Source organism: Amycolatopsis acidicola (assembly GCF_007713735.2).
Classification (GTDB): domain Bacteria; phylum Actinomycetota; class Actinomycetes; order Mycobacteriales; family Pseudonocardiaceae; genus Amycolatopsis_E; species Amycolatopsis_E acidicola.
Genome location: NZ_VMNW02000111.1, coordinates 1 through 26,137, shown reverse-complemented (window position 1 = coordinate 26,137; position 26,137 = coordinate 1). Strand labels below are relative to the sequence as shown.

The 26,137-nt window shown below is 71.7% G+C and carries 27 protein-coding genes and 1 pseudogene; 16 read left to right on the top strand and 12 right to left on the bottom strand.

Annotated elements, in window-relative coordinates; genetic code table 11:
• Nucleotides 1-615: 615 nt before the first annotated feature.
• Complete coding sequence (locus FPZ12_RS40380; protein WP_144756759.1) at nucleotides 616-1,440, bottom strand: LLM class F420-dependent oxidoreductase; 825 nt, start codon at nucleotides 1,438-1,440, stop codon at nucleotides 616-618.
• 181 nt (nucleotides 1,441-1,621) lie between these two features.
• Here FPZ12_RS40380 and FPZ12_RS40375 point away from each other — a divergent pair, with 181 nt between their 5' ends.
• The 3 genes from FPZ12_RS40375 (at nucleotide 1,622) to FPZ12_RS40365 (ending at nucleotide 4,472) form a co-directional block, all read left to right on the top strand.
• Nucleotides 1,622-2,575, top strand: coding sequence for an AraC-like ligand-binding domain-containing protein (locus FPZ12_RS40375; RefSeq protein WP_166463069.1), 954 nt, complete (start codon nucleotides 1,622-1,624; stop codon nucleotides 2,573-2,575).
• Between the two features lie 345 nt (nucleotides 2,576-2,920).
• Complete coding sequence (gene styA / locus FPZ12_RS40370) at nucleotides 2,921-4,150, top strand: styrene monooxygenase subunit StyA (RefSeq protein WP_144756761.1); 1,230 nt, start codon at nucleotides 2,921-2,923, stop codon at nucleotides 4,148-4,150.
• 13 nt (nucleotides 4,151-4,163) lie between these two features.
• Entirely contained in the window at nucleotides 4,164-4,472 is a 309-nt protein-coding gene (locus tag FPZ12_RS40365) for an EthD family reductase (RefSeq protein ID WP_144756763.1), read from the top strand.
• Nucleotides 4,473-4,476: 4 nt separating this feature from the next.
• On the opposite strand, the gene FPZ12_RS40360 is transcribed toward FPZ12_RS40365, so the two are convergent.
• Entirely contained in the window at nucleotides 4,477-4,917 is a 441-nt protein-coding gene (locus tag FPZ12_RS40360; protein ID WP_144756765.1) for a MarR family winged helix-turn-helix transcriptional regulator, read from the bottom strand.
• A gap of 62 nt (nucleotides 4,918-4,979) precedes the next feature.
• On the opposite strand from FPZ12_RS40360, the gene FPZ12_RS40355 reads away from it, so the two are divergent.
• The gene (locus FPZ12_RS40355; RefSeq protein ID WP_144756767.1) at nucleotides 4,980-5,534 is read left to right on the top strand and encodes a quercetin 2,3-dioxygenase; all 555 of its coding nucleotides are present in this window, start codon (nucleotides 4,980-4,982) and stop codon (nucleotides 5,532-5,534) included.
• Nucleotides 5,531-6,364, top strand: coding sequence for an alpha/beta hydrolase (locus tag FPZ12_RS40350; protein WP_208026177.1), 834 nt, complete (start codon nucleotides 5,531-5,533; stop codon nucleotides 6,362-6,364). The genes FPZ12_RS40355 and FPZ12_RS40350 overlap by 4 nt, the downstream gene beginning before the upstream one ends.
• Before the next feature lie 9 nt (nucleotides 6,365-6,373).
• On the opposite strand, the gene FPZ12_RS40345 is transcribed toward FPZ12_RS40350, so the two are convergent.
• Nucleotides 6,374-6,922: a TetR/AcrR family transcriptional regulator gene (locus FPZ12_RS40345; RefSeq protein WP_144756771.1), complete on the bottom strand. Its 549-nt coding sequence runs from the start codon at nucleotides 6,920-6,922 to the stop codon at nucleotides 6,374-6,376.
• 35 nt (nucleotides 6,923-6,957) lie between these two features.
• Between FPZ12_RS40345 and FPZ12_RS46955 the strand changes: the two are divergent.
• Both FPZ12_RS46955 and FPZ12_RS40340 read left to right on the top strand, forming a co-directional pair.
• Nucleotides 6,958-7,119 (top strand): annotated as a pseudogene (locus FPZ12_RS46955) (AMP-binding protein); the annotation flags it as partial.
• Entirely contained in the window at nucleotides 7,096-7,413 is a 318-nt protein-coding gene (locus FPZ12_RS40340) for an acyl-CoA dehydrogenase family protein (protein WP_279537852.1), read from the top strand. The pseudogene FPZ12_RS46955 and the gene FPZ12_RS40340, both read left to right, overlap by 24 nt.
• 41 nt (nucleotides 7,414-7,454) lie before the next feature.
• On the opposite strand, the gene glpD is transcribed toward FPZ12_RS40340, so the two are convergent.
• From glpD to FPZ12_RS40325, 3 genes are read right to left on the bottom strand one after another with little or no spacing between them, the layout of a single operon-like run.
• A complete protein-coding gene (gene glpD / locus FPZ12_RS40335) occupies nucleotides 7,455-9,155 on the bottom strand; it encodes a glycerol-3-phosphate dehydrogenase (protein ID WP_144756773.1) in 1,701 nt (566 codons plus the stop codon).
• 17 nt (nucleotides 9,156-9,172) lie between these two features.
• A complete protein-coding gene (gene glpK, locus FPZ12_RS40330) occupies nucleotides 9,173-10,690 on the bottom strand; it encodes a glycerol kinase GlpK (protein ID WP_144756775.1) in 1,518 nt (505 codons plus the stop codon).
• Nucleotides 10,691-10,703: 13 nt separating this feature from the next.
• Nucleotides 10,704-11,525, bottom strand: a complete 822-nt coding sequence (locus FPZ12_RS40325) for an MIP/aquaporin family protein (RefSeq protein ID WP_144756778.1) — start codon at nucleotides 11,523-11,525, stop codon at nucleotides 10,704-10,706.
• Nucleotides 11,526-11,677: 152 nt separating this feature from the next.
• Between FPZ12_RS40325 and FPZ12_RS40320 the strand changes: the two genes are divergently transcribed.
• The 3 genes from FPZ12_RS40320 to FPZ12_RS40310 all read left to right on the top strand — a co-directional run bounded on the left by FPZ12_RS40320 (nucleotide 11,678) and on the right by FPZ12_RS40310 (nucleotide 16,254).
• Entirely contained in the window at nucleotides 11,678-12,445 is a 768-nt protein-coding gene (locus FPZ12_RS40320) for an IclR family transcriptional regulator (RefSeq protein ID WP_144756780.1), read from the top strand.
• Nucleotides 12,446-12,458: 13 nt separating this feature from the next.
• A complete protein-coding gene (gene glpK / locus FPZ12_RS40315; protein ID WP_144756782.1) occupies nucleotides 12,459-14,402 on the top strand; it encodes a glycerol kinase GlpK in 1,944 nt (647 codons plus the stop codon).
• Nucleotides 14,403-14,658: 256 nt separating this feature from the next.
• Nucleotides 14,659-16,254, top strand: a complete 1,596-nt coding sequence (locus FPZ12_RS40310) for an ABC-F family ATP-binding cassette domain-containing protein (RefSeq protein ID WP_144756785.1) — start codon at nucleotides 14,659-14,661, stop codon at nucleotides 16,252-16,254.
• A 6-nt stretch (nucleotides 16,255-16,260) separates the two neighbouring features.
• On the opposite strand, the gene FPZ12_RS40305 is transcribed toward FPZ12_RS40310, so the two are convergent.
• The 3 genes from FPZ12_RS40305 to FPZ12_RS40295 all read right to left on the bottom strand — a co-directional run bounded on the left by FPZ12_RS40305 (nucleotide 16,261) and on the right by FPZ12_RS40295 (nucleotide 18,046).
• Nucleotides 16,261-16,575 carry a hypothetical protein gene (locus tag FPZ12_RS40305; protein WP_144756787.1) on the bottom strand — a complete coding sequence of 105 codons (315 nt, stop codon included), beginning with the start codon at nucleotides 16,573-16,575 and terminating at the stop codon, nucleotides 16,261-16,263.
• A 335-nt stretch (nucleotides 16,576-16,910) separates the two neighbouring features.
• Nucleotides 16,911-17,648 (bottom strand): metallophosphoesterase family protein, encoded by a 738-nt coding sequence (locus tag FPZ12_RS40300; protein WP_144756789.1) that lies wholly within the window; start codon nucleotides 17,646-17,648, stop codon nucleotides 16,911-16,913.
• A gap of 98 nt (nucleotides 17,649-17,746) precedes the next feature.
• Nucleotides 17,747-18,046: a hypothetical protein gene (locus FPZ12_RS40295; RefSeq protein ID WP_144756791.1), complete on the bottom strand. Its 300-nt coding sequence runs from the start codon at nucleotides 18,044-18,046 to the stop codon at nucleotides 17,747-17,749.
• A 59-nt stretch (nucleotides 18,047-18,105) separates the two neighbouring features.
• Here FPZ12_RS40295 and FPZ12_RS40290 point away from each other — a divergent pair, with 59 nt between their 5' ends.
• On the top strand, nucleotides 18,106-18,813 hold the full coding sequence (locus FPZ12_RS40290) for an alpha/beta fold hydrolase (protein ID WP_144756793.1): 708 nt from the start codon (nucleotides 18,106-18,108) through the stop codon (nucleotides 18,811-18,813).
• Here FPZ12_RS40290 and FPZ12_RS45855 read toward each other — a convergent pair.
• Together FPZ12_RS45855 and FPZ12_RS40285 are read right to left on the bottom strand one after the other, a co-directional pair.
• Nucleotides 18,810-18,986, bottom strand: coding sequence for a hypothetical protein (locus tag FPZ12_RS45855; RefSeq protein WP_166463068.1), 177 nt, complete (start codon nucleotides 18,984-18,986; stop codon nucleotides 18,810-18,812). The genes FPZ12_RS40290 and FPZ12_RS45855 overlap by 4 nt on opposite strands.
• Before the next feature lie 4 nt (nucleotides 18,987-18,990).
• A complete protein-coding gene (locus FPZ12_RS40285) occupies nucleotides 18,991-20,163 on the bottom strand; it encodes an MFS transporter (protein ID WP_144756795.1) in 1,173 nt (390 codons plus the stop codon).
• Nucleotides 20,164-20,216: 53 nt separating this feature from the next.
• Between FPZ12_RS40285 and FPZ12_RS40280 the strand changes: the two genes are divergently transcribed.
• The 4 genes from FPZ12_RS40280 to FPZ12_RS40265 are packed head-to-tail and all read left to right on the top strand — an operon-like array spanning nucleotide 20,217 to nucleotide 24,332.
• Entirely contained in the window at nucleotides 20,217-21,527 is a 1,311-nt protein-coding gene (locus FPZ12_RS40280; RefSeq protein WP_341771264.1) for a MurT ligase domain-containing protein, read from the top strand.
• Entirely contained in the window at nucleotides 21,520-22,227 is a 708-nt protein-coding gene (locus FPZ12_RS40275) for a type 1 glutamine amidotransferase (protein WP_144756797.1), read from the top strand. The genes FPZ12_RS40280 and FPZ12_RS40275 overlap by 8 nt, the downstream gene beginning before the upstream one ends.
• Before the next feature lie 23 nt (nucleotides 22,228-22,250).
• Nucleotides 22,251-23,654 carry a sensor histidine kinase gene (locus tag FPZ12_RS40270; protein ID WP_243770279.1) on the top strand — a complete coding sequence of 468 codons (1,404 nt, stop codon included), beginning with the start codon at nucleotides 22,251-22,253 and terminating at the stop codon, nucleotides 23,652-23,654.
• Between the two features lie 6 nt (nucleotides 23,655-23,660).
• Nucleotides 23,661-24,332: a response regulator gene (locus FPZ12_RS40265; RefSeq protein WP_144756801.1), complete on the top strand. Its 672-nt coding sequence runs from the start codon at nucleotides 23,661-23,663 to the stop codon at nucleotides 24,330-24,332.
• 4 nt (nucleotides 24,333-24,336) lie between these two features.
• Here FPZ12_RS40265 and FPZ12_RS40260 read toward each other — a convergent pair whose 3' ends face one another.
• A complete protein-coding gene (locus tag FPZ12_RS40260) occupies nucleotides 24,337-24,903 on the bottom strand; it encodes a TetR family transcriptional regulator (RefSeq protein ID WP_144756803.1) in 567 nt (188 codons plus the stop codon).
• An 81-nt stretch (nucleotides 24,904-24,984) separates the two neighbouring features.
• Here FPZ12_RS40260 and FPZ12_RS40255 point away from each other — a divergent pair, with 81 nt between their 5' ends.
• Nucleotides 24,985-25,914, top strand: a complete 930-nt coding sequence (locus FPZ12_RS40255; protein WP_144756805.1) for an NADP-dependent oxidoreductase — start codon at nucleotides 24,985-24,987, stop codon at nucleotides 25,912-25,914.
• Nucleotides 25,915-26,137: the final 223 nt, after the last annotated feature.

The window sequence follows — 26,137 nt, the reverse complement described above, 5'->3', positions numbered from 1 at the left end:
CCCCGAAACCCGAAGGGGACGAGGAAGAGACCCAGCCCTAGGGCTGGGTCTCTTCCTCGTCCGGGCGCGAGTTGGCCGCGCCGGTGGGCGTGTTGGCCGTATGGGCGCGGGCTGGGTGCACCGGTTCGCGAGTTGGCCATTCCGGGGCGCGAGTTGGCCGCCGCCGGTGGGCGTGTTGGCCGCTGCCGGGCATGTGTTGGCCGCCCGGGGACGTGAGTTGGCCGCGCACGTGGACGAGTTGGCCGCGCCGGTGGGCGTGTTGGCGATGCGGACGCAGGCCGGGCGCTCCGGCGCGCGAGTTGGCCATTCCGGGACGCCAGTTGGCCGCCGCCGGACATGTGTTGGCCGCGCCGGTGGGCGTGTTGGCCGCGCCGGTGGGCGTGTTGGCCGCGCCGGGGCGCGAGTTGGCCGCGCCGGTGGGCGTGTTGGCCGCGCCGGGGCGCGAGTTGGCCGCGCCGGTGGGCGTGTTGGCCGCGCCGGGGCGCGAGTTGGCGGTTCCCGGGCGTGTGTTCGCCGCGCCCGGGTGTGAATTCGCCACACCCGGGGCGCATCTTGGCCGCGCCCGGGGCACGTTTGCCGCCCCCGGGCGCGAGTCGCCCCCTCGAATGTGGCGGCTCAGAGCCGTCCGGCGAGGGCGCGGGCCGCGGGGAGGATGTCGCCGTCGGCGGAAAGTACTTGGATGGCAACGTGATCCGCGCCCGCGGTCAGGTGTCGTCGCAGCCCGGCGGCGACAGCGTCCGCGTCACCGTGGATCGCGAGCGCGTCGACGAGCCGGTCGCTGCCCGGCGGCGTCACGTCCTCGGTGCCGAAACCGAGGCGGCGCAGGTTGCTCACGTAGTTCAGCAACCCCAGATACGGGCCGACCCGCTCACGCCCGATCTCCCGCGCCCGCACGGAATCGGCGTCCATGACCACCTTCTGTTCCGCCACCAGCAGCGCCCCGGGCCCGAGCTGCGCGCGGGCATCGCGGGTGTGGTCCGGGGTGATGAGGTACGGCAACGCCCCCGCCGTGCGGACGCGCGCGAGCTCCAGATTCCGCGGCCCCAGCGCGGCCAGCGCACGCCGCTCCGCAGGCACGCCATGGCGATCGAGCTCGTCGAGGTAGTCCACCAGCGCCTCGTACGGCTTGCGGTAGTCCGCGTTGTTCTCCCGGTGTCCCGCGCCGATCCCGAGCAGGAACCGTCCCGGGTACTTCGCCTCCAGCCGGTGGAACGATTCCGCGACCGGCCCGGGCTCCGCCGTCCACATGTTGACGATGCTGGTGCCGACGATCAACCGCTCCGTCGCTTCCAACAACGGATCGACCATCTCCAGCCCGGCGCCGGGCGAGGCGCCCAGCCAGAGCGCCGAGTACCCGAGCCCTTCCAGTTCGCCCGCGAGTTCCGGGGTGAACGCCGAATGCCGCGCCCAGATCCCGGCCCGGCCCAGATTTTCGATCATGCCGAACCGAACCCGCCCACCGCGCGGGCTATTCCCCCGGCGCCGAACTTGTCATAGCGGCCTGGGTTGTGCGCTGGGTCACCACCGAAGTACGGTTGCTCTGTAATAGAGCGTAGGTTTCGATAATAGAGCGAGAGTCCAGGATGGGGATCGGCGGCGGCGCGACGGAACGGAGCACGGGGTGACCCACTCCCGGTCCGGCGGCCACCTGCTGAGCACCGGTTCGGTGCCGGCGGCCGACAGCCTCGACTACTGGCGGCAGGGCATTTCCGAGGCCTTCGTGCCCTTGCACGCCGACGCGGGCGGCGGGGAGTTCCACGGCCGGATGCGCGTCGACGACCTCGGCGCGATGCTGGTTTCGCGGGTGGACGCCGACGCGCACCGGGTGCGCCGCACCCCGGCCCTGATCTCGCGCAGCGAACGTGGCCGGTACAAGCTCGGGCTGCAGCTGCACGGCAGCTGCCTGCTGGTCCAAAATGGACGCGAGACGGTGCTGCGTCCCGGCGATTTCGCCTTGTACGACACGGATCGCCCGTACACGCTGGCGTTCGGCGAGCCGACGTCGATGGCGGTGTTCATGTTTCCCAGGCAGCGGCTGGGCCTGCCGGGTGAGCATGTGCTGGCGCGGCGGATCGGTCTCGACGAGGAGCCGGGGTCGCTGCTGTCCCCGTTGTTCCTGCGGCTGGTGAAGGATGCGGGCCGACGCGCGACGGCCGCCGCCCCGCTGGCCAGTGCCACGCTCGACCTCCTCTCCGCACTGCTCACCGAACAACTCGCCGACCGCGCGCCCGCCGTCCCGCACGACGCGCTTGTATTGCGCGCCAAGGCTTTCATCGACGAACACCTCGCCGATCCCGGGCTGTGCCCGGACGTCGTCGCGACCGCGCTGCACATCTCCACGCGGTACCTGCAGAAGCTGTTCGCGGGCGAAGGCGCGACCGTGTCGGCGTGGATCCGCTCGCGCAGGCTCGAACACTGCCGCCGCGAACTGGCCGGGCCGCAGGCACTCGGCAAACCGGTCAGCGCGGTCGGCGCCGCCTGGGGCCTGCCCGACGCCGCGCACTTCAGCCGCTCCTTCAAAGCGGCCTACGGCCTGAGCCCACGGGAGTTCCGCGCACAGGCGCTCGCGGGTTAGGTTTTGTTTGGGAAGCGGCGGAGCCGCTTGCGGTGTGGGACTCAGCTCGTACCGCCGGGGGTTTGAATCGGCGGAGTCGCGCGGAGCGTGTCGGTTGAGGGTGGTGGCGGGCGACGGGTGGGCGGTTCCTGGCGAGGACAGCGCCGAAGTGGTGAATCGGCATTCATGATGAGGCGATCCCACAGCCAGGGGCCGCCTCAGGTTCCCCTACCCGCACCGCCACGCAAGCCACTTCGAACCAGTCTAGTGCGGGGATCGTCAAGAAGCGTTCGCTCACAAGCAAGACAGCGCTCTCTCGCCGGAGCATCCTGGGGCCGACCTACGCCCTCGTGAGGAGAACGGCCCATGCCCACCATCGGTATCGTCGGCGCCGGGATCGCCGGACTGCACCTCGGCCTGCTGCTGCGGCAGCACGACGTCCCGGTGACGATCTACACCGACAAGACCGCCGAGCAGCTGGCGAGCGGCAGACTGCTCAACAGCGTCGCCCACCACGCCCCGACCATCAAGCGCGAACGCGCGCTGGGCGTGCATTTCTGGCCGGTCGAGGAGTACGGCTACTCCTGCCACCACCACTACGTCGGCGGCCCGCAACCGCTGTCGTTCCGCGGGAACTTCACCCACTGGTCCAGCGCGCTCGACTACCGGCTCTACCTGCCGAAGCTGATGGAGGCGTTCGAGGAGCGCGGCGGCCGTCTGCAGATCCGGACGCTGGGCGCGGACGACATCGAACCGCTGGCCGAACGGCACGACCTGCTCGTGGTCGCGGCCGGGCGCGGCGCCTTCGCGTCGCTGTTCCCCCGGCGCCCGGAGGCGAGCCCGTACGACCGGCCGCAGCGGGCGCTGGCTGTCGGGTTGTTCGACGGCATCACCGAGTCCTCACCGAAGGGCGTCACGATCAGCGCTTCGCCAGGGCACGGGGAGCTGCTGGAGATCCCGATGTACGGCCCGCAGGGGTTCACCACCGCGCTGCTGTTCGAGAACGTGCCGGGCGGGGACCTCGAGGTGCTCGCCAAGACCCGGTACGAGGACGACCCGCGCGGCTTCGAGCGTCTCGTGCTGCAGAAGCTGGAGCAGCACCACCCACAGACCTTCGCCCGCGTCGACCCGGCGCGGTTCGCGCTCACCGGCCCGCTCGACATCCTGCAGGGCGCGATCACCCCGACCGTGCGGGAGGACTTCGCCCGGCTGCCCAACGGGAAGTTCGCGCTGGCGGTCGGCGACGTGCACACGGTCGTCGACCCGGTGATCGGCCAGGGCGCGAACTCCGCGTCGCATTCCGCGTGGGTGGCCGGGGAGGAGATCGTCTCCGACTACGGGCTCGACGAGCTGTTCTGCCGCCGGGTCGCCGCTCGCCGTGCGGAAGTGGTGCTGGGTGCGGCAAACTGGACGAACCTGATGCTCGCACCGCCGCCGGAGCACCTGCTCCAGCTGTTCGGCGCGATGGCGCGGGACCAGGCCGTCGCCGACGAGTTCACCGACAACTTCGACTATCCGGACCGGCAGTGGCGCATCCTCGCCACCCCGGAGCGCACCGCCGGATTCCTGGCGCGCCGCGCGAAGACCACCGTCTGAAAAGGACTGTCCCATGTACCGGATGACCGTGCTCTACCCGCCGCCCACCGACCCCGACCACTTCCGCGAGTACTACGTGAACACGCATCTGCCACTGGCCGCGCGGCTGCCCGGGCTGCGCGCGATGCGGTACAGCCTCGACGTTTCGGGCGCGGGCGCCGAAAGCCCGTATTTCGCGATCTTCGAGGGCGAGTTCGATTCGGCCGAGGCGATGGCCGCCGCGATGTCCTCCCCGGAGGGCAAGGCCGTCGCCGCCGACGTGCCGAACTACGCCAGCGGCGGCGCGCAGATCCTGCACTTCGCGCCCATCGAAGGCTCCTGACCGGCTACCGGGCGGCGGCCGCCGGCGGGCCCCAGTCCGCCGCCAGCGCCGACTTCAGCGCCGCGACGGCGTCGTCGCCGATGCGCCGGGCCAGTTCGCGCTCCGCGCCGGCCAGGATCCGCTCGGCCTCCTCGTGCGTGCGCTTGCCCTCCACGGTCCGCCGGACCAGCCGCTGCCGCCCCGACGTCGGGTCGGGCACCTGCTCCAGCAGGCCGAGCTTCGCCAGGCCCTGCACGGCCTGGTGCACGGTCTGCCGCGTCACGCCCATCCGCCGCGCCAGCTCGGCCGTGGTGGTGCCGCCGAGGTCGAGGACGGAGAACAGCCCGACCTGGGTGGCGGAGATGGGCGCGGCGCCGCACGCCGCGAGCCCGGCCAGCAGCGCCTCGTCGAACCAGCGGCGCGCTTCCCCGAGCGCCTGGGCGAGATTGCGGTCGTCGGCTTGCACGGGAGGAGACTATATGTCAGGCTGCCTGACGTTCGCCACCGCCGTCGCTTCCGGGAGTCACCATGACGATGGAGTTCGCCACCCCGTACCGCCGCGCGTCGCGGATCCCCGCCGAACCGGGTAAGCCGTACTTCATCGAGAAGGGCGAAGGGGACCGCGCGCACCTGTTCGGCGACCTGTTCACGATCTACGCCGGCGCCGAGCAGACCGAGGGCACGTTCAACTTCTTCACCTGCGAGGGCCCGCGCGGCGAGATCATCCCGGCGCACGTGCACGCCGACACCTACGAGGTCTTCTACATCACCGCGGGCGCGGTGCGGCTGTTCGTCGAGGACACCGGCGGCGAGCAGTACGAGAAGCTGCTCACGCCCGGCGATTTCGGCTTCGTGCCGAAGAACTGCCCGCACGCGTACCGGATGGAGCGGCACCACAGCCAGATCGTCGGCGTCGCGGCCGGGCCGGGCGGCACGTTCGAGCGGTTCTTCGAAACCCTCGGCGCCCCCGCCCAGCAACTCGGCCTGCCAGCCGAGCCGCTGATCCCGGCGCCGGAGAAGTTCGGCACCGTGCCGGAAAAGTACGACGTGCGGTTCCTGCCCGAGCACCGGTGGCAGTCGTGAGCGGACTCTCGCACGTCCTCGCCTCGCCGCATCCGGACTTCGCGCCGATCCCCGAAGATCCGGGTGTCCTGCGCGGGATCCCGTACCGGGACACGCCCGGCGGGCGGCCGCTGGAACTGGACCTGTGGCGCCCGGAGGGCACGGATCCCTTGCCGCTGCTGGTTTTCGTGCACGGCGGTGGCTGGCGCCGCGGCCGCCGCGACGACATGGGACTGCGGATGCGCGAGTGGACGCCGGGCCCGTTCGCCCGGCTCGCGGCCGCCGGTTTCGCGGTCGCGTCGGTGGACTACCGGCTCAGCGGCGAAGCCGTCTTTCCCGCGGCGCTCGACGACGTGCGCGCCGCCGTGCGCTGGCTTTCCTTGCGCGCCAGGGAACTCCGCATCGATCCGGACCGGCTCGTCGTCTGGGGCGAATCCGCGGGCGGGCATCTCGCGTCGCTGCTCGCGCTGACCGAACCGGCCGTACGCGGCGCGGTGATCTGGTACGGGCCCAGCGATCTGCAGACCCCGCGCGAGGGCTTCGACCCCGCCGCCCCGCACACGCCCGAAGCGCTCCTCCTCGGCGCCGCTCCCGCGGCCGTGCCCGGCCTGGCGCGCGAGGCGAGCCCCATCGACCACGTCCACGAAGACGCGCCGCCCTTCCTCCTCATGCACGGCCTGCGGGACAGCATGGTCCCGTACGGGCACAGCGAAGATCTCGCCGCCGCGCTCCCCCGCGCCGAACTGCGCCTGGTGCCGGACGCGGACCACGTCTGGTACGGACTGCCGGACGAGCAGGTGGCGCAGATCTTCTTGGACAGCCTGGACTTCGCGCTCAGCCACGCCGGGTGAGCGCGGGGCTCACTCCTCGACGGCGTCCGGTGCGGGCCCGTCGAACCCGTTGGCCCAGAAGCGGCCTCGCAGCGAGAGATTCAGCAGCACCTCGGTGACCTCCTCGGGCCCCGGCCGGGGCGGCTCGGCCTCCAGCCACCAGCCCAGCACGGTGATCTGCTGGCCGACCCACGCCCTGGCGGGCACCTCCATGTCGATGCGCGGGGCGACCTTCGCGTGGTCGGCGCGGGCCTGGAACACCGCGGCGGCCGTCGCGGCGCGCGCGTCGACGAACTCGCGCAGCGCCCGGCCGTCGCCCTCGCCGCGCAGGATGATCCGGTAGGTGTCGCGTTCCTCCAGCGCGTGCCGGAACATCTCCAGCACCGGCTTGCCGGTGAACCCGCGCGAGGACGCCGCGACCAGCGGGCGCAGCCGTTCGTCGAGCTCCTCGGTCAGGTTCTTGACCACCTGCGAGAGCACCGCGTCCTTGTCGGTGTAGCCGCGTTCCGGCACGAGCGACACCAGCGCGTCGCGCAGCAGCCTGCGGGTGCGCCGGGTCCGCCGATCACCTTCGGGCATCGCCCCTCCTCGTCTCCCGGTCGGGCCCGGCCGAGGCGGTCGGCACCTACGCCGGCAACAGCGCGCAGGTCGTGGAAACCGAGATGGCGTTGCACAAGGGCGGTTTCCTGCGCGTGCCGGTGAACGCGCGGCTCGCCGAGGCGGAGGTCGCGCACGTCCTGGCCGACGCCTCCGTGCGCGTGCTGTTCGTGGACGCCGAGCACGCGGACGCGGCCACCGCCTACTACGCGGCGCGCGGCATGACCTACGACGCGCTGGCGGCGCTCGACGCGGGGCGCCCGGTGCGCACCGAGGCGTTCATGTGCAAGCTCTTCGTCGCGGAGAGCGCTTTCCGGATCGCCGACGAGGCCGTGCAGATCCACGGCAAGGCCGGGATGGTGCGCGGTTCGGAGGTCGAATGGCTGTTCCGGCGGCTGCGGATGTTCCGCGTCCTCACCGGCTCCTCGGAGATCCAGAAGAACGGCATCGGCCTGCTCGCCTCGGGAGCCTGATCCCCGGCGGTGGGCGCCAGGGGGCACCCACCGCCGCTCCCCTACCCGACGGGTTCCGCGACCCGGCTCGCGTCGTTCCGGCGGGCGTTCGCGACGGCGTCGTCCGGGGCTTCCTGCGCCGAACGCTCGGCCTCGACCCGCGCGAGGTATCCGGCGATTTCCCGCTGCCGCCGGGTTTCGTCCCAGCCCAGCAGCGGGGCGATCAGCCCGGCGACGACGGGCGCCGCCGCCACGCCGCGGTCGCTTTCCTCGATGGAGATCCGCGTCCGGCGGGTGAGGACGTCCTCCAGATGCAGGGCGCCCTCGTGCGAAACCGCATACACCGCTTCGGCTTTCAGGTACTCCGAGCCGTCCGTGATCGGCGAAGCCAGTTCGGGCCGCTCCCCGATCAGCTCCACCAGATTCCAGATGCGCGTGCCGTACCGCTGCAAGAGGTGTTCGACGCGGGCGAGCGGCAAACCCATGCGGGACGCCAACGCGGCGCGGTCCTCCCACAGCTCGTGGTAGCCCTCGGCGCCGGCGATCGGCAGCCGGTCGGTCCACGACGGCGGCGCGGGACGGCCCAGCTCGTCGACCACGACGTCGACCGTGTCGGCCGCCATCACCCGGTACGTCGTGTACTTGCCGCCGGCCACGATGACCAGTCCCGGCACCGGATGCGCCACGGCGTGCTCGCGCGACAGCTTCGTCGTCGCGGCGGCCTTCGCCGCGAGCAGCGGGCGAAGCCCCGCGTAAACGCCCTCGATGTCGTCGTGGGTCACCGGGGTGCGGAGTACGGCGTTGAGGTGGTCGAGCACGTAGTCGACGTCCGCGCCGCTGGCCGCCGGGTGGTCGCGGTCGAGGTCCCATTCGGTGTCGGTGGTGCCGACGATCCAGTGCCGGCCCCACGGGATCACGAACAGCACGCTCTTCTCCGTGCGCAGGATCAGCCCCGTGCCGAGATCGATCTTCTCGCGCGGCACCACGAGGTGGATGCCCTTCGACGCCCGCACGGTGAACGGCGCGGGGATCCCGGCCGATTCCGCCATGTCGTCGCTCCACACGCCGGTGGCCGAGACGACCACCTTCGCGCGCACCTCGAACTCGGTCCCGTTCTCGAGGTCGGTGATCTTCGCGCCGGCAACCCGCTCGCCGTCGCGCAGCAGCGAAGTGACACGAGCGCGCGTCAGCACCGAAGCACCTTGCTCCGCGGCGGTCCGCGCGATCGTCATCGTGTGGCGGGCGTCGTCGACCTGCGCGTCGTAGTACTGGATCGCGCCGATCAGCGCGTCGTCCGCGAGCCCGGGCGCCACCTCGAAAGCGCGGCGCTTCGACAGATGCCGGTGGCGCGGCAAGGTGCGCGCACCGCCGAGCGTGTCGTACAGCGTGACGCCCGCGCCGATGTAACCGCGCTCCCACACGCGGTGCCGCAACGGAACCAGGAACTGCACCGGCCGCACCAGATGCGGCGCCAGTTTGTGCAACAGCAGCCCGCGTTCCTTCAGCGCCTCGCGCACCAGCTTGAAGTCCAGCTGCTCCAGGTAACGCAGACCGCCGTGGATCAGTTTGGACGACCGGCTGGACGTGCCGGCGGCGAAGTCCCGCGCCTCGACCAGGGCGACGGACAGCCCGCGCGACGCCGCGTCGAGCGCGACACCGGCGCCAGTCACTCCCCCGCCGACGACCAGCACGTCGACCTCTTCGCGCACCAGGTTCCCGAGCGTCTCCGCGCGGTACCGGGGCGACAACGGCACGGTTTTCACCGAACTCCTCCTCGTGTTCACTGCACCTCGACCCAGTCGAGCGTCCGGCCCACGGCTTTCTGCCAGCCCGCGTAGCCCTCCGCCCGCTGGGCACCGGACCAGGACGGCGCCCAGCGCTTGTCCTCGTTCCAGTTCTGTTCCAGCTCGTCGGTCGATCCCCAGAACCCGACGGCCAGCCCGGCCGCGTACGCGGCGCCGAGCGCGGTGGTCTCGGCGACGACCGGCTTCGACACCGGCACGCCGAGGATGTCCGCCTGCAGCTGCATGCACAGCTCGTTGGCGGTGACACCGCCGTCCACCCGCAGCACGTCGAGCGTGACGCCGGAGTCGTTCTGCATGGCCTCGACGACGTCGCGGGTCTGGTAGCAGATCGCTTCGAGCGTGGCCCTCGCGATGTGGGCGTTGGTGGTGGCGCGGGTGAGCCCGACGATCGCGCCGCGGGCGTCCGAACGCCAGTACGGGGCGAACAGACCGGAAAACGCCGGGACGAAGTACGCGCCGCCGTTGTCCTCGACCTGGCGCGCCAGGCTTTCGCTCTGCGCCGCGCCGCTGATGATGCCCAGCTGATCACGCAGCCACTGCACGGCCGAGCCGGTGACGGCGATCGAACCTTCCAGCGCGTAGACGGGTTTCTCGTCGCCGAACTGGTAGCACAACGTCGTCAGCAGGCCGTGCTGCGAGCGGACCAGCTCGTGCCCGGTGTTGAGCAGCAGGAAATTGCCGGTGCCGTAGGTGTTCTTGGCCTCGCCGGGGCGGAAGCAGACCTGGCCGACGGTGGCCGCCTGCTGGTCGCCGAGGACGCCGGTGAGCGCGACCTCGCCGCCGAGCGGGCCGTCCGCGCGGGTGGTGCCGAACCCGCCGGGGTTCGACGAAGGCCGGATCCGGGGCAGCATTTTCCTTGGTACGCCGAAGAAGGACAGCAGCTCGTCGTCCCAGTCCAGCGTCTCCAGGTCCATCAGCATGGTGCGGGAGGCGTTGGTCGGGTCGGTGACGTGCACGCCGCCGTCCGGTCCGCCGGTGAGGTTCCAGATGAGCCACGAGTCGGTCGTGCCGAAGAGCGCGTCGCCCTTCTCGGCGTCCTCGCGCACGCCGTCGACGTTCTCCAGGATCCACTGCAGCTTGCCGCCGGAGAAGTACGTCGCGGGCGGCAGCCCGGCCTTGCGGCGGATGACGTCGCCCTTGCCGTCACGCTCCAAAGCGGACGCGATCCGGTCCGTGCGGGTGTCCTGCCAGACGATCGCGTTGGAGTAGGGGCGCCCGGTGCGGCGGTTCCAGACGACGGTGGTCTCGCGCTGGTTGGTGATGCCGAGCGCGGCCAGGTCACCGGCGGTCAGGCCGGCCTTGTTGAGCGCGGTCGCGATCACCGAGCGGGTGCGTTCCCAGATCTCGATCGCGTCGTGCTCGACCCAGCCCGGCCTGGGCAGGATCTGCTCGTGCTCGAGCTGATGGCGGGCGATCTCGCGACCGCCGTGGTCGAAGATCATGAAGCGGGTGCTGGTGGTGCCCTGGTCGACGGCACCGACGTAGTCCGGCATGGTTCTCTCCTTGTCAGGCGGCGGGCTCGAGGTCCTTGGCGGGCAGGGCTTCCGCCGGTTCCCCGGTGGGCAGGTAGCGTTCGATGAAGAACTTGTAGACGGCGCCGCCGATGAGCGCGCCGAGCACGGGCGCGACGATCGGGATCCACCAGTACGGATAGCCGTACTGGTCGGACCACGCGGTGTCGTAACCGGTCAGCCAGGACGCGAGGCGCGGGCCGAAGTCGCGGGCGGGGTTGATCGCGTAGCCGGCGTCGGTGCCCCAGGCCATGCCGATGGCGACGACGAGGAACCCGACGACGACCGGAGCGAGGTTCGCGGCGGGCGCGGTGTTGCGGAGGTCGGTGATCGCGAAGATCAGCAGCGCGAGGATGGCGGTGCCGATGATCTGGTCGCGGAAGGCGCCCCAGTCGCCCACCGGGAGCTCGCCGTTGCCCGGCAGCGTGGAGAACACGCTCTGCGTCTTGAGCGTGAGGCCGGGATCCTTGGCGTGCAGGACTTCGGTGTAGTTCCAGCGCACGAGCAGCGCGGCGAGGAACGCGCCGGCGGTCTGCGCGAGGGCATAGGGGGCGACCTTGCGCCAGGAGAAACCCTTGAACACCGCGAGCGCGACGGTCACGGCCGGGTTCAGGTGCGCGCCGCTGATCCGCGAGGCCACGTAGATCCCCAGTGTGACACCGATTCCCCACGCCCAGGCGATGCTGTCGTGGTCCCCGATCCCGGCCGCGGCGACCTGCGCCACCACCCCGCAGCCGAACAGGATGAGGATCATCGTCCCCACGAACTCGGCGGCCATTTCGCCGGCGAGCCCGTGGGCCTTGAGGTTTCGCGCCATTGCTTTCCTCCACAAAGGATCGTCCTGCCCCCTGCCGCGAAAGTTAAGTTCGCGAAAACCCCGGGTCAACGGCGCCCGGTCGGCATTGTCGAACGGCTCCGGACCCCCGTTCGACATTGTCGAATCAGGGCCGGTCGGGTTAGGGTGCGGCCGTGCCCGGTCCGATCCAGTCCATCGAACGCGCCGCCGCGATCCTGCGGCTGCTGGCCCGTGGTTCGGGCAGGCTCGGCGTCGGCGAGATCGCCGAGTCGCTCGAACTCGCGAAGGCCACCGCGCACGGGATCCTGCGCACGCTGCAGGGCGTCGGCTTCGTCGAGCAGGACCGCGAAACGGGCAAGTACCACCTCGGCGCGGCGCTGCTGCACCTCGGCACGAGCTACCTGGACGTCAACGAACTGCGTTCCCGCGCGATCAACTGGGCCGACGCGCTCGCCGCGCGCAGCGGCGAGGCTGTCCGGATCGGGGCGATCCTGGAGGGCCGGGTTCTGGTGGTGCATCACGTGTTCCGGCCGGACGACAGCCTGCAGACCCTCGACGTGGGCACCCTGCTGCCGCTGCACGCGACCGCGCTCGGCAAGGTTTTACTGGCCTACGACAGCACTCTCGTGGCATCCTTGCGCACCGGCGAACCGGAGGCCTACACCCGCCGGACCCTGACCACCCAGACCGCGATCAAGCGCGCCTGCGCGAAGGTGCGGGAAACGGGCTGGGCGGTCGAGAACGGCGAGATGCTGTCCGGCGAAGCGGGGATAGCCGCGCCGATCCGCGGCCACGGCGGGATCGTGGTCGGGGCGATCGGCGTGTCCGGCCCGGCCGAGCGGATCTGCGATCGCGACGGGAGCCCGGCGCCGAAGCTACTGGGCCACGTGCGCGACGCGGCCCGCGCGGTGTCGCGCGACCTGGGCGCGTCCCGATGGTGAGGGAGGTGCTGGCGTGGTCCAGCGGTACGTGATGTCCATCGACCAGGGCACCACGTCCACGCGCTGCATCCTGTTCGACGCCAGGGGACGGCTCGTGTCGGTGGCGCAGCGCGAGCATCAGCAGCACTTCCCCCGTCCCGGCTGGGTCGAGCACGACGCGACCGAGATCTGGCGGAACGTCGCCCGCATCGTCCCGCAGGCGCTCGCCGACGCGGGCGCCACGGCCGACCAGGTCGTCGGGCTCGGGATCGCCAACCAGCGCGAAACCACCGTGCTGTGGGACAGGCACACCGGCCATCCCGTGGGGCGCGCGATCGTCTGGCAGGACACCCGCACCGACGCGATGCTCGAACAGCTCGCCCGCGAGCCCGGCGCCGCCCGCGTCCGGCAGCTGTGCGGCCTGCCGCTCGCGACGTACTTCTCCGCGCCCCGCGTCCGCTGGCTCCTCGAACGCACGCCCGGCCTGCGCGAGCGCGCCGAACGCGGCGACATTCTCTTCGGCACCCTCGAAAGCTGGCTGATCTGGAATCTCACCGGCGGCGCGGAGGGCGGCGTGCACGTCACCGACGTCACCAACGCTTCGCGCACGATGCTGATGAACCTGCGCACGCTGTCGTGGGACGACGAGCTGCTGGATTTCTTCGACGTGCCAAGGCGGATGCTGCCGGAGATCCGGTCGTCGACCGAGGTGTACGGGAAGACTTCCCGTGTCGTGCCCGGGATCCGGATCGCGGCCGCGCTCGGCGACCAGCAGGCGGCGCTGTTCGGCCAGACGTGTTTCGCCCCGGGCGAGGCCAAATGCACTTACGGCACAGGGAGTTTCCTGCTGCTCAACACCGGCCAGACCCCGGTGCTCTCCACGCACGGCATGCTGACCACGGTCGGGTTCAAGATCGGTGAGGAGCCCGCCGTGTACGCGCTGGAGGGGTCGATCGCGGTCACCGGGTCACTGGTGCAGTGGTTCCGCGACGGGCTCGAACTGATCGGCAGCGCGCCGGAGATCGAGACGCTCGCGCGAACGGTCGACGACAACGGCGGCTGCTACATCGTGCCCGCGTTCTCCGGACTGTTCGCGCCGCACTGGCACAGCGAGGCGCGCGGCGTGATCGCCGGGCTGACCTCGTACATCACGAAGGGGCATCTGGCGCGGGCCGTCCTGGAGGCGACAGGCTGGCAGACCCGCGAGGTCGTGGACGCGATGAACGCCGACTCCGGGCTCGCGCTGTCGAGCCTGCGGGTCGACGGCGGGATGACCGCCGACAACCTGCTGATGCAGTTCGTCGCCGATGTCCTCGACGTGCCGGTGGTCCGGCCGATGGTGGCCGAGACGGTGTCGCTCGGCGCGGCGTACGCGGCGGGGCTGGCGGTGGGTTACTGGCCGGATTTGGAGGGGCTGCGGCGGAACTGGCACCGCGCGGGCCAGTGGCTGCCCGCGATGGACCCGGCCCGGCGCGATTCCGAGTACGCACACTGGCGCCAGGCGGTGGAGCTGACGTTCGGGTGGATGCGGCCCGGGCCCGCCGCCGTGGCGCCCGGGTCCGATCTGGTCGACGTCCTGCTCGCCGATCACCACCGCTTCGAGCAGCTGCTGCGCGAACTTCGCAACACCGCGGCCGACCGCCCCGCGCTGGTGGCCGAGCTGGCCGCGGAACTGGTCGCCCACGCGACGGCGACGGACCGCATCCTCGGCGCGGACGGCGAGCCGTTCGCCGACGAGCTGCTGGCCGTGCTCGACGGGGACGACTTCGAGAAAGCCTTGCTGCGCCTGGAAACCGTAGTCGACCGCCATGTACGCGCCGAGGAACGGGGACCGCTGAACGAGCTGCGCGCCACAATGTCCACTTCGGACCGGACGGGCCTCGGCCGCGCCTTCGCGGCCGAGCGGCGCCGCCAGCTGGACCTGCGCTGCGGCGAGCCCGGGCACATCCGCGAACTGGGCGCCCGCCTGAAGCTTTAGCGCCCAGGAAACCCGGCGCTACGAAACGGCCGAGGGGCGAAGGGGAAAAACCCGGCGACACTGAGCAGCCGGATTTGCTACCCTCGGTGGCGGATCATTCCCGGCCGAGGAGCAGACGTGGCAGGTGAAGACGACATCTCCGGGTGAGCCCGAAGGTGCCCGGCCATCGGTGAAAGCGCGCAGGCGCCGCCGTGGCCTCATTGTCGTTCCCTGAAAATCCGCGCCTTCGCGCGTCCACACGTTCCGAGGTTCCCGTATGTCTCTCGTTTGTTCCGCGCTGTCCTTTTCCTGGCCTGATGGCACCGTCGTGTTCTCCGGCCTCACCACCGCCGTGCCCGGCGGCCGCACCGGCCTGGTCGCGCCGAACGGAGCGGGCAAGAGCACGCTGCTCAAACTGCTCGCCGGGCAGTACACCCCGTCCGGCGGCAGCGTGTCGGCCGACGGCGTCGTCGGCTACCTGCCGCAGAACCTGCCCTTCACCGGTGAGCTGACCGTGGCCGAGGTGCTCGGCATCGCGCCGGTGCTCAGCGCGCTGGCGGCGATCGAGTCCGGTGACGCGGCCGAAGCGCATTTCACCACTATCGGCACCGACTGGGATATCGAGGAACGCACCCGCGCCGAGCTCGACAGGCTCGGGCTCGGCGGGCTTTCCTTCGACCGCAGGCTGAACACGCTTTCGGGCGGGCAGGTCGTTTCGCTCGGCCTGGCCGCGCAGCTGCTGAAGCGCCCGGACGTGCTGCTGCTCGACGAGCCGACCAACAACCTGGATCTGGAGGCGCGCCACCGGCTCTATTCCGTGCTCTCGGACTGGACCGGCTGCCTGCTGGTGGTCAGCCACGACCGTGAGCTGCTGGACCGGATGGACCGCATCGCCGAGCTCGGCCAGGACGAAATCCGGTACTACGGCGGGAATTTCACCGAGTACGAGGAGGCGGTGCGGGCCGAGCGCGAGGTCGCCGAGCGCAACGTCCGCAACGCCGAACAGCTCGTGAAAAAGGAGAAGCGCGAGATGCAGCAGGCCCGCGAGCGGGCCGCCCGGCGATCCAGCACCGCCGCGCGGAACGTCGCCGACGCGGGGCTGCCGAAGATCCTCGCCGGTGCCCGGCAGCGCAAGGCGCAGGAGTCGGCGGGCAAGGCGAACGACCTGCACTCCGCCAGGGTCAACGACGCCAAGGCAAAGCTCGACGCGGCCGAGCGCTCGGTCCGGGAGGACCAGAAGATCGCACTCGACCTGCCGGGCACCAGCGTGCCGGCGGGGCGGGTCTTGTTCGAGGGTAAGGATTTGCGGGTCCGCGGCCTGTTCCCGGACGGGATCGGGCTGAGCGTCCGCGGCCCGGAGCGCATCGCGCTGACCGGCGCCAACGGGGCCGGGAAATCCACGCTCCTGCGTTTGCTCACCGGCGAACTGGAGCCGGAGGCCGGAACGGTGAAACGGGCGGAGGGCCGCATAGCGTATTTGTCGCAGCGGCTGGATCTGCTGGATCCGGATCGCACGATCGCGGAGAATTTCGCTTCCTACGCCCCGGATCTGCCCGAGTCGCAACGGATGACACTGCTGGCGCGTTTCCTGTTCCGCGGCGCGCGCACCGCGCTGCCGGTGGGCGCTTTGTCCGGCGGGGAAAGGCTTCGCGCGACGCTGGCGTGCGTGCTGTTCGCCGAACCCGCGCCGCAGCTGCTGTTGCTCGACGAGCCGACGAACAACCTGGACCTGGTGAGCGTCGGCCAGCTGGAGAGCGCGCTCAACGCGTACCGGGGCGCGTTCGTGGTGGTGAGCCACGACGAACGGTTCCTCTCCGGCATCGGCGTGAACCGCAGGCTCAGGCTGGCGGGCGGGAAACTCGCCGAGGGCTGAGCCCGGTCAGTGCAGCAGACGCGAGTCGTCGCAGTCGGGCAGCGCGAGCAGTTCCTCCAGCACGTCCCCGGCCTCGCCCCGGCAACGCCACAGCATCCGGCGCGGGGCGAGGACGTTGGGCTCGTCTTCGGGGACGCGGAACGCCGTCGCGTCGTCCTCGCCGTCGAGCCGGACGATGTCGACCACGGCGCCGTGCGCGCGGATACCGACCACCGCGACCACGGCGCCGTCGTCGGCGCGGGGGTGCAGGAACCGGTAGCCTCGGTCGATGAGGTCGCTCAGTCGTTGCTCGACTGGCGTGGTCTGGTCGGTGCGGCTCATGGTCGAACTCGCCGTCCTTCACGCTCTGGGCCGATAGGTCGATCCGGCCAGCCCCCCAGCAGCCGAATGCACGTGCATCTTGCAGCCAGCAAACTACCAGTGCCGGCTGCACGCGTAAATGCACACGCACCCTGCACGTGCAAATTGCCCCGTACGGGCTAGCCTGACCCCGTCGACCTGCAAGAACGGGAAAAAGCAGCCATCCGGGGGGGGGGGCCGACACGCCGGTGACACGCCGCAGCCGGTGACTCACTGCGGGCAGCTGTCCCGAAGCGTAGGCGAGCGGTCACGGACGGCGGACACCCGGGGCAGGGTCATGCCACCGCCGGTAGAGCTCACCAGCGGGAGAAGACCGCGAGCGCTTCGGCGTCCGAGGGCACCGAACGGACGTTGTGCTCGATGAAATCCTCGAGCTCCGGGTAGCCCGCCGCGCCGGCCCGGAAGATCCGCGCGGCCTCGTCGGCGTCGTAGTGCGTCTCGCGGAGGACGACGTCCGGGCCGAGCATCGCCCAGTGCGCGCCCGGCCGGCCGTACGGCATCCCGACGCTGCCCGGGTTCACGAACCGGCGGCCTTCGGCGAGCCTGTCGAAGGGCATATGCGTGTGCCCCAGCACGACCACGGGCTCCGGCGCCTCCGCGAACGCTTCGCGGAACCGCTCCACCGGCGAATCCACCAGCACGATCCCGGTGTCGGCGGCCGGGGTCGCGTGGCAGAAGCGCACCAGGCCGAGCCCGGGCACGTGGATCGTCACCGACAACGGCAGCCCGGCCAGCAGGTCGCGGTGCTCGCGGCTGATCCGGGACGCCGCGTACCGGCTCGGCGGCCGGGCGGGCGCGGGCAGATCCGTCTCCTCCGCGCCGTCGAAGATCTCGACGAGCGCGCGATCGGCGTTGCCGCGCACCCAGATCGCGCGGCCGCCCAGCCCGGCGAGCCGGTCCAGTGTCTCCGCCGGCATCGGGCCGGTGGCGAGGTCACCGTTGAGCACGAACAGATCCGCGCCGCCGGCGTCGGCCAGCACGGCGTCGAGCGCGGGAAGATTACCGTGGATGTCGGACAGGACCGCGACGCGCATGTCCCCTACCCCTTCGCCGCCGGCCACTCCGCCGTGGCCGGCCCCCCGAAGCGAGTTCGGCGTTCGGCCGAAACCCTTGTGCCACAAAGAGTACCCGCTCACGCGGAAGACTTGGTGATCACACGGTGCGCGTAGGCCCCGGTTGCGCCACCTCGCCGAGACGGCGGGCCAGTGCCGCGAGCTCGGCGCGTAATTCGTCCGGACGGCGGACGGCGAACGGCCATTCGAGGGAAGCGAGCAGGCGCGCTCGCCGCCGCGGGCGCGGCCGGGCCGAGTCCCAGCCGCTCCCCCGCCGCCAGGCCGAGCACGACCGCCAGCGCCTCGTCGTCGCCCAGCACCAGCGGCGGCATCCCCAGCTCACGCGGCAACGCCAGCACGCGGGTCAGCGGCAGGGTCATCGGGGATTTTCCCGCAAACAGGGCGGATACTGTCCTGTTTCGAGTCTACGGTCTTCGCCATGAGCACATTTCTTCTCGTTCCCGGGGCCTGGCTGGGCGGCTGGGTGTGGGCCGACACCGTGGCGGCGCTGGCGCAGCGCGGGCATGACGCGCGTCCGCTGACGCTCACCGGTCTCGCCGAGCGCGCCGGTGAAGCGACCCCCGAAACCGATCTCACGACGCACATCGACGACATCCTGCGCGCGGCAGCAGGGTTGCACGACCTCACGCTCGTGGCCCACAGCTACGCCGCGGCCCCAGTCACGACCGCTGCCGCGCGGCTCGGCGACCGGCTCGCCCGCGTCGTGTACGTGGACAGCGCGCCGTTCTCCGAGGGCATGCGGATGCTCGATCTGATGCCGCCCGAAGCGGCGGACGCGCTGCGTGCACAGCTGGTGGATCACCGCCTGCCCTTCGACCCGCTTTCGGGCAGTACCACCGGACTCGGCCCGCGCGAACAGGAACTGCTGCGCGCACGCGCCACTCCCCAGCCCTTCGGCACCTACGAGCAGCGGCTTCCCGGGCCGGTGGAACCCGGCCCCGGCGTGGACCGCGTACTGGTGGCGTGCGAGGAGTTCACGACGATGCTGGACGCGGGCGTGCCCGCGCTGGCGGCACTGACCCGGCCGCCGTGGCGGCGGTTCGACCTCGCGACCGGGCATTGGCCGATGCTCTCGGAACCCGCGCGGCTGGCCGAGGTGCTCGACCGCGCCGTCAAGTCCACTTAGGACGATTCCGGGGTGTCCCCGAAGAACAGCAGCACGAACGTCATCACGCCGAGGAGGAACCACCACGCGTCCGCGTTGATCGCGGCCGCGACGATGCCGAGCACGAACGCCGCCAGCGCCATCGCCCGCGCGGGGCCGAGCGCGGGCAGGCCGGGCTTGGAAGGTGTGGTCACCCCGTCAGTCTCCTCCTTTCCCGGCCCGCGGGCCATGATCCGAACGGGGCACGCCCGGCCCCACGGCGAAGGCCGCCGCCGCGAGGACCACGCCCAGCACGGCGAATCCCGCGCCGAGCCCGCCGGCGGCGGCCACCGCGCCGACCAGTAGCGGCCCTCCGGCGTCGCCGATCTCCCGGCCGACTTCGGCGGCGCCGAGGGTCTGCCCGACCCGCTCGGGCGGAGCAGCCGCGACCAGCCGCGCGAATCCCGCCGGGGTCGCCACCCCGACGCCGGTGCCGATCGCGAGCGCGGCCACGAAAATGCCCGCCACGCCGGGAATCGCCAGTGCGGCAAGGCCTCCGGACGTCAACAGCAACCCGCCGGACAACCCCCAGCGCAACCGCCCGGCGTCGTTGGCGCGCCCGGCGGGCGGCTGCACCAGCGCGGCCGTCGCGGCCAGCACGGACACCGAAACCCCGGTCAGCAGCGGCCCGAGACCGCGATGCGAGCCCAGCACCGGCAGGAACCCGACCGCCACCGCCAGCACGCCCGTCGTGCCCGCGAGCGCGAGCACCGGCCGGACGAACTCCCCGCCGGTGAGCCGGCGCACGAGGTCGACCACCGTCTGCCGCTTCCTCGGCAACGGCTCCACCACCGGCACGGCGAGCCACGCCCACACCGCGACGACCACGGCGAGCCCGGCCAGCGTCAGGAAAAGCGCCGGATAACCGCTGACCGTGATGAGCACGCCGCCCACCACCGGGCCGAGCGTGTAGCCGAGCCCCTTCCACGCGCCGTACCCGCCGAACGCCCGGCCGCGCCCGGTTTCCGGGGTCAGCCGCGCGACCAGCGCGCCCGCCGCCGGTGAGAATGCCGCGGCCGCCGCGCCCTGGCCCAGCCGGACGACGCCGACCAGCGCCGGATCACCGGCGAACACGAACGCTCCCGACGCGAGCGCGAACCCGGTCAGCCCGCCGAGCAGCACCCGGCGTGGCCCGATCCGGTCGGCCAGCGCGCCGAAGACGGGCTTGAGCAGGATCTCGGCACCGTCGTACACCGCGAGCACGATCCCGAGCGCGAGCAGGGAACCATGGCCGCCCTGGGTGTAACCCCCGAGGCCTGCCGCGACGCTGTGCGCGCCGAACGCTGTCACGAAACCCGCGCCGTAGAGCGGGAGCAAGGCCGGCCTACGCATGACTCACTCCCACGGTCACATTCTCAGGGTCCTCACAGCGACCGGCGCGCACGGTGTCCGCGACGACCGCGACCGCGGTCTCGAAGGAGTGCGTCCCCACAGTGGTCAACCTGAGCCCGTCCCGTCCCGCGACCAGGGCTGCCCGCCGGCTGCCCGCCCGCACCAGGCTGGCCGTCGCCGCGGGCCGCGCCGCCGCCACGCTTTCGCGCCGCTGCGGCCTCGGCGGTGGCGGCATCATCGGCGGCCGGGTGAGTCTGCTGCTGGATCCGCATGTCCTGGGCCACCTCGCTGCCGGCCGCCGGGTAGTGCTCGTGACCGGCACCAACGGTAAGACCACCACGGCGCTCATGCTCGCCAAGGCGCTCCGCACGCTGGGGCCGGTCGCCGCCAACAGCGACGGCGCGAACCTGCCCGACGGCGTGGCCGCCGCGCTCGCCGCCCGGCCGGACGCGCCCTACGCCGTACTCGAGGTCGACGAGACGTACCTTCCTTCCGTGGCGCGGCAAACCCATCCCGCCGCGATCGTGCTCCTCAACCTCAGCCGCGATCAGCTCGACCGGGTCGGTGAAGTGCGCTCCACCGAACGCGACCTGCGCGCCGCGTTCACCGAAAACCCCGGCGCCGCCGTCATCGCCAACGCGGACGACGTGCTCGTCGCCTCGGCCGCGCTCGCCGCGGCGCGCCCGGTGTGGATCAGCCCCGGCCCCGGCTGGCGAGGGGACGCGCTTTCCTGCCCGCGCTGCGGAAACGCCGTGCTGCACGACGGTGACCACTGGTCCTGCCCGTGCGGCCTGCGACGCCCGCCGCCGCACTGGGTGCTGGCTGGCAGCGAACTCCACGGGCCCGACGGCCGGATGGCGCTGGACCTGCGCCTGCCGGGCGCGGTCAACCTGGTCAACGCCGCGTTCGCGATCGCGGCCGCGCACGAAGCCGGCGTGCCGGTCCCCCACGCCGCGCGGGCGGTGGAGTCGATCGAGGCGGTGGCGGGCCGGTACCGGCTGATCCGTGACGGCGCCCGGTCCGTCCGGCTGCTGCTGGCCAAGAACCCGGCCGGCTGGCGGGAAACGTTGCGGCTGCTGGGAACGCACCGCCCGGTGGTGATCGCGGTCAACGGACGCGAAGCCGACGGGCGCGACCTGTCGTGGCTGTGGGACGTGGAGTTCGAGCGGCTGCGCGGCCGCCCGATCGTCGCCAGCGGAGAACGCGCGGCCGATCTCGCCGTGCGGCTGCGCTACGCGGATCTGCCGCACCGCGTCGAGCCCGATCCGGTGCGCGCGGTGGCGGGGTTCGCCGCCGGCACCGTGGAGGTGGTCGCCAACTACACCGCGTTCCGGGAACTCAACGCCAGGGCCGACCATGACTGACTCGACCGTCCACATCGGACTCATCCTGCCCGACGTCCTGGGCACCTACGGCGACTCCGGTAACGCCACCGTGCTGGCGCAACGACTTCGCTGGCGTGGCACGCGCAGCGAGATCGTGCCGGTGCTCCTGGGCGAGCCCGTCCCGGACTCGCTCGACCTGTACGTGCTCGGCGGCGGCGAAGACGACGCGCAGATACTGGCCGCCCAGCAACTGAGCGGGCAACCCGGGTTGCGGCGCGCCGTGGAGCGAGGCGCGCCCGTGTTCGGCGTGTGCGCCGGGCTGCAGGTGCTCGGCTCGTGGTTCCGCACCTCCAGCGGGACCCAGCAGCAGGGCCTCGGCCTGCTCGACGCGAGCACCGTCCCGGGCCGGCGCCGGGCGGTCGGCGAAGTGGTCGTGCGGCTCGATCCGGCATTCGGCAGGGAACCGCTCACCGGGTTCGAAAACCACCGCGGGCACACGACGCTCGGGCCGGGCAGCGTGCCGCTGGGCCGGGTGCGGCGCGGGACCGGCAACGGCGACCGCACCGAAGGCGCTTGCACCGGCCGCATCGTGGCCACCTATCTGCACGGGCCGGTTCTCGCCCGCAACCCCGGCCTCGCGGACCTTCTGCTGGGCTGGGTGTTCGGGCACGACCTGCCGCCCCTGCCGTTACCCGAGGTCGCGGCGCTGCGAAGGGCACGGCTGGGCCGCCGCGGATGAAGGTGCGTGCTTACGCTGCACCGGTGACGGGCGAGAACAGGCTGAACCGGATCGGGCTCTCCCGGACGGGCGTGCGCACGCGCGCGACCGTGGTGGCCGTCGTCGTGCTGGCGCTCGCGCTGGCCACGCTGGGCATCCTGCTGGTGGTGCTGCTGAACTGGTCGCTGAGCAACGCCACCACCGACAGCGCCCGCAGCTCGGGCAAGCAGGTGGCGAACCAGATCGTCCGCGAGGGAGCCAAGGAGCTCAGCGAGAGCGACGTCGCCAGCACCGGCGACGCCGAAGCGGTGATCCAGGTGCTCGACCGCACCGGCCAGCCGGTCGCGGCCGACCCGTCGATCAGCGGACGCGGCCCGCTCACCCCGGCCCGGCCCGCGCCGGGCCACGAGATCGTCGAAACGGTGCGGCTGACGGTGAACGACACCGAGCAGTCCTACCGCCTGGTGACCAGCGGCGTGAACGGGCCCGGCGGGCCGTTCACGATCATCTCGGCGAGGTCGCTGGAGTACGTGAGCGCCGCGTCGGTGCGGCTGACGCTGTTGCTGGGCACGGCCGCGCTGCCGCTGCTGGTGATCGCCGCGCTGGCCGTGCACCGCGCGGTGGGCTCGGCGCTGCGGCCGGTCGAGGAAATGCGCCGCACCGTCGCGGACCTGTCCGCCCGCGATCTCACTTCGCGTGTGCCGCTGCCCGCGCCCCAGGACGAAATCCGCCGGCTCGCCACCACCCTCAACGGGATGCTGGACCGGCTCGGTTCGGCGCAGCAGGCGCAACGGCGCTTCGTCGCCGACGCCAGTCACGAGCTGCGGTCGCCGCTGTCCACGATCACCACCGCGCTCGAGGTTTCCGAGCACCATCCCGAGGCGATGCCCCGCGCCGAACTCGTCGGCGTCGTATCGCGCGAAACGGCGCGGCTGCGCGAACTCGTCGACGATCTGCTCGTGCTCGCGCGCACCGACGACACCACGGAATCCCCCGCCCGCACCGAAACCGACCTCGACGACCTCGCCAGGATCGAGGCCGACCGGGTGCACACCGCGAACGGCCTGCACGTGGAGCTCGACGCGCGGCCGGCGAAGGTGCGGGGGACCCCGGCCCAGCTGCAGCGCGCCATCCGGAACCTCGTGGACAACGCGCGCGACCACGCGCGGGCGCGCATCCGCATCTCCACCGGCACCGCGAACGGCGTCGCCACGGTGGAGGTCTCCGACGACGGGCCGGGGGTGCCCGAAGCGGACCGGCTGCGCGTGTTCGAACGGTTCGTCCGCCTGGACGACTCACGGCAGCGCCGGGTCGGCGCGTCCACCGGGCTGGGGCTGGCCATCGTCGCGGGTATCGCCGCCCGCCACGGCGGCCGCGCCTACTACGTGCCACGGGACGAGCCTGGCGCCTGTTTCCGGCTGGAACTGCCCGCCGACGGAGAGGGGTGAACACCGATGCGGGTACTGGTGGTCGAAGACGAGCAGTCGTTCGCGGAGACGCTGCGGCGAGGGCTGATCGCGGAAGGGTTCAGCGTCGATCTCGCGCACACCGGAACCGAGGGGTTGTGGGCCGCGTCCGAGCACGCCTACGACGTGATCGTGCTGGACATCATGCTGCCGGGCCTGTCCGGCTACGAGGTCCTCAAACGGCTTCGGGAAGCCGAACAGTGGACGCCGGTGCTGATGCTGACCGCGAAGGACGGCGAGTACGACGAAGCCGACGCCTTCGACCTCGGCGCCGACGACTACCTCACCAAACCGTTCTCCTACGTGGTGCTGCTCGCCCGGCTCCGTGCGCTGCTGCGGCGCGGCGCCCCGGTGCGGCCCGCCGTGCTCACGGTGGCCGACCTGCGGCTGGACCCGGCCGCCCGGACCGTCCACAGAGGAGGGACGCCGATCGAGCTGACCGCGCGGGAGTTCGGGCTGCTGGAGTTCCTGCTGCGCCGGCGGGGCGAGGCGCTGACCAAGACCGAGATCCTGCAGCATGTGTGGGACGCGCACTACGACGGCGACGAGAACGTGGTCGAGGTCTACATCGGCTATCTGCGGCGCAAGATCGACACCCCGTTCGGCGCGCACACGATCGAAACCCTGCGCGGCGTGGGCTACCGGCTGCGCGAGGACTAGGGACTCAGCCGCCCGCGGCCAGAGTTCGCAGTCGTTCCCACGTCTCGCGAATGAGGTCGGGCAGGTCTTGATCCTCGACGCCGGTGACCCATCGCGAGAAGGCGACGCGGAACACGGCGATGCTGGTCTCGGCGGCCAGGCTGGCCTCGATGTCGCCGATGCCCCGCTGCCGTAACCGGGTGGCCAGCGCGGCCGACAGGGACGTGAGCTTGATCAACTCGCGTTCGCGGAGATCGGCGTTGGCCATGATCACGAGCTGCCGCTTCCGCGCGAGCTCACGGTCGTCACCCACCAGCCGGGCCACGGTGTCGAGTACGGCCGCGACAGCGTCCAGCGCCGGCGTCGTGGCCGGCAACTCGTCGAGAGCAGCCAGCGATTTCTCTTCCAGCGCAGCGGAATCGTCGAAGAGGACCTCGCGTTTGTCGGCGAAATACCGGAAGAAGGTGCGAGCGGTGACGCCCGCGCGGCCGGCGATGTCCGCCACCATCGTCTGCTCGAAGCCTCGCTCCAGATAGAGCGACAACGCGGCCTCGCGCAGCCGGTCACCGGCCCCGGGCTTCCACCGTCCCATGTCGCCAGTTTAGGTGATGTCACTTGGTGACATCGACGTGGTAGGGTGATGTCATTCGATGACATCACCCGGGAGGCACCCATGAAGCGCATCCAGTACCACCAATACGGCGGACCCGAAGTCCTACACCTGGAGGAGTTCGAGCCGGCTCGTCCCGGTTCGGGCGAAGTCCTGGTCCGTGTACGGGCAGCCGCGGCCAACCCGATGGACTGGGGTATCCGCGGCGGCGCCATGAAAATGGTGACGGGGCGGAAGTTCCCGCGCGGGCTCGGCTACGACTTCGCGGGCGTCGTCGAGGCGGTCGGCGAGGGCGTCACCCGGCTCGCCGTCGGCGACGAAGTGCTCGGCGGGGCGTCGATCAAGGCGTCGGGAGCCTTCGCCGAGATGGTGCTGGCCGCCGAAAAAGGGGTCGTGAAGAAGCCCGCGGGGCTCTCTTTCGAGGAGGCCGCCGCCCTCCCGACCGTGGGACTGACCGCGTTCCAAGCCGTGCTCAAGAAGGGAAAGCTGCGGCCGGGTCAGTCGGTCTTCGTCAACGGCTGCCTCGGTGGAGTCGGCCGGGCCGGCGCCCAGATCGCGCTCGCGCACGGCGCCTCGGTGGGAGGCAGCTGCCGCGACACGGCCACACAGGACGCGCGCGACCTCGGCCTCGACCCGATCGTCGGCTTTGGCTTCGACCCGGCGACGCTCAGCGGCAGATTCGACCTCGTCCTCGACACCGCCGACACGCTCCCGGCCGACGCGGCGAAGAAGATGCTCAAGCCCGGCGGGCGCATCGTCAGCATCCACCCCACGCCCGCGAGTATCGCGAAGAGCGCGCTGCCGGGCCCGTACAACGTCTTGATCACGAGGCCCGTCACCGACGACCTCGAGGAGGTCGCGCGCGCCGCCGGACGCGGCACACTGCGGGTGCCGATCGCCCGCACGGTATCCCTGACGGAAGCCATCCCGGCACTCACCGAGCTCGAACGCGCCGGCACCCCCAAGGGCGGCAAGCTCGTCATCACCCCCTGACGACCCGATGACCTGATGACCGCAGGGGCGCGGGTGTCGTCTCCCCGCGCCCACCGGCTCGGTGCACAACGCTCGCGGAGCAGCTTCCTCCGACTCCCGACCAGGCCACCCACCACCGTGAGTCCCCTCGAACCGTGCCACCGCCTTGCCCCCACCCAACCACGACGAGGCCACCCAGCACCGCGCGAGCCCCCGCGACCCGTGCCACCTACTAGCCCCCACC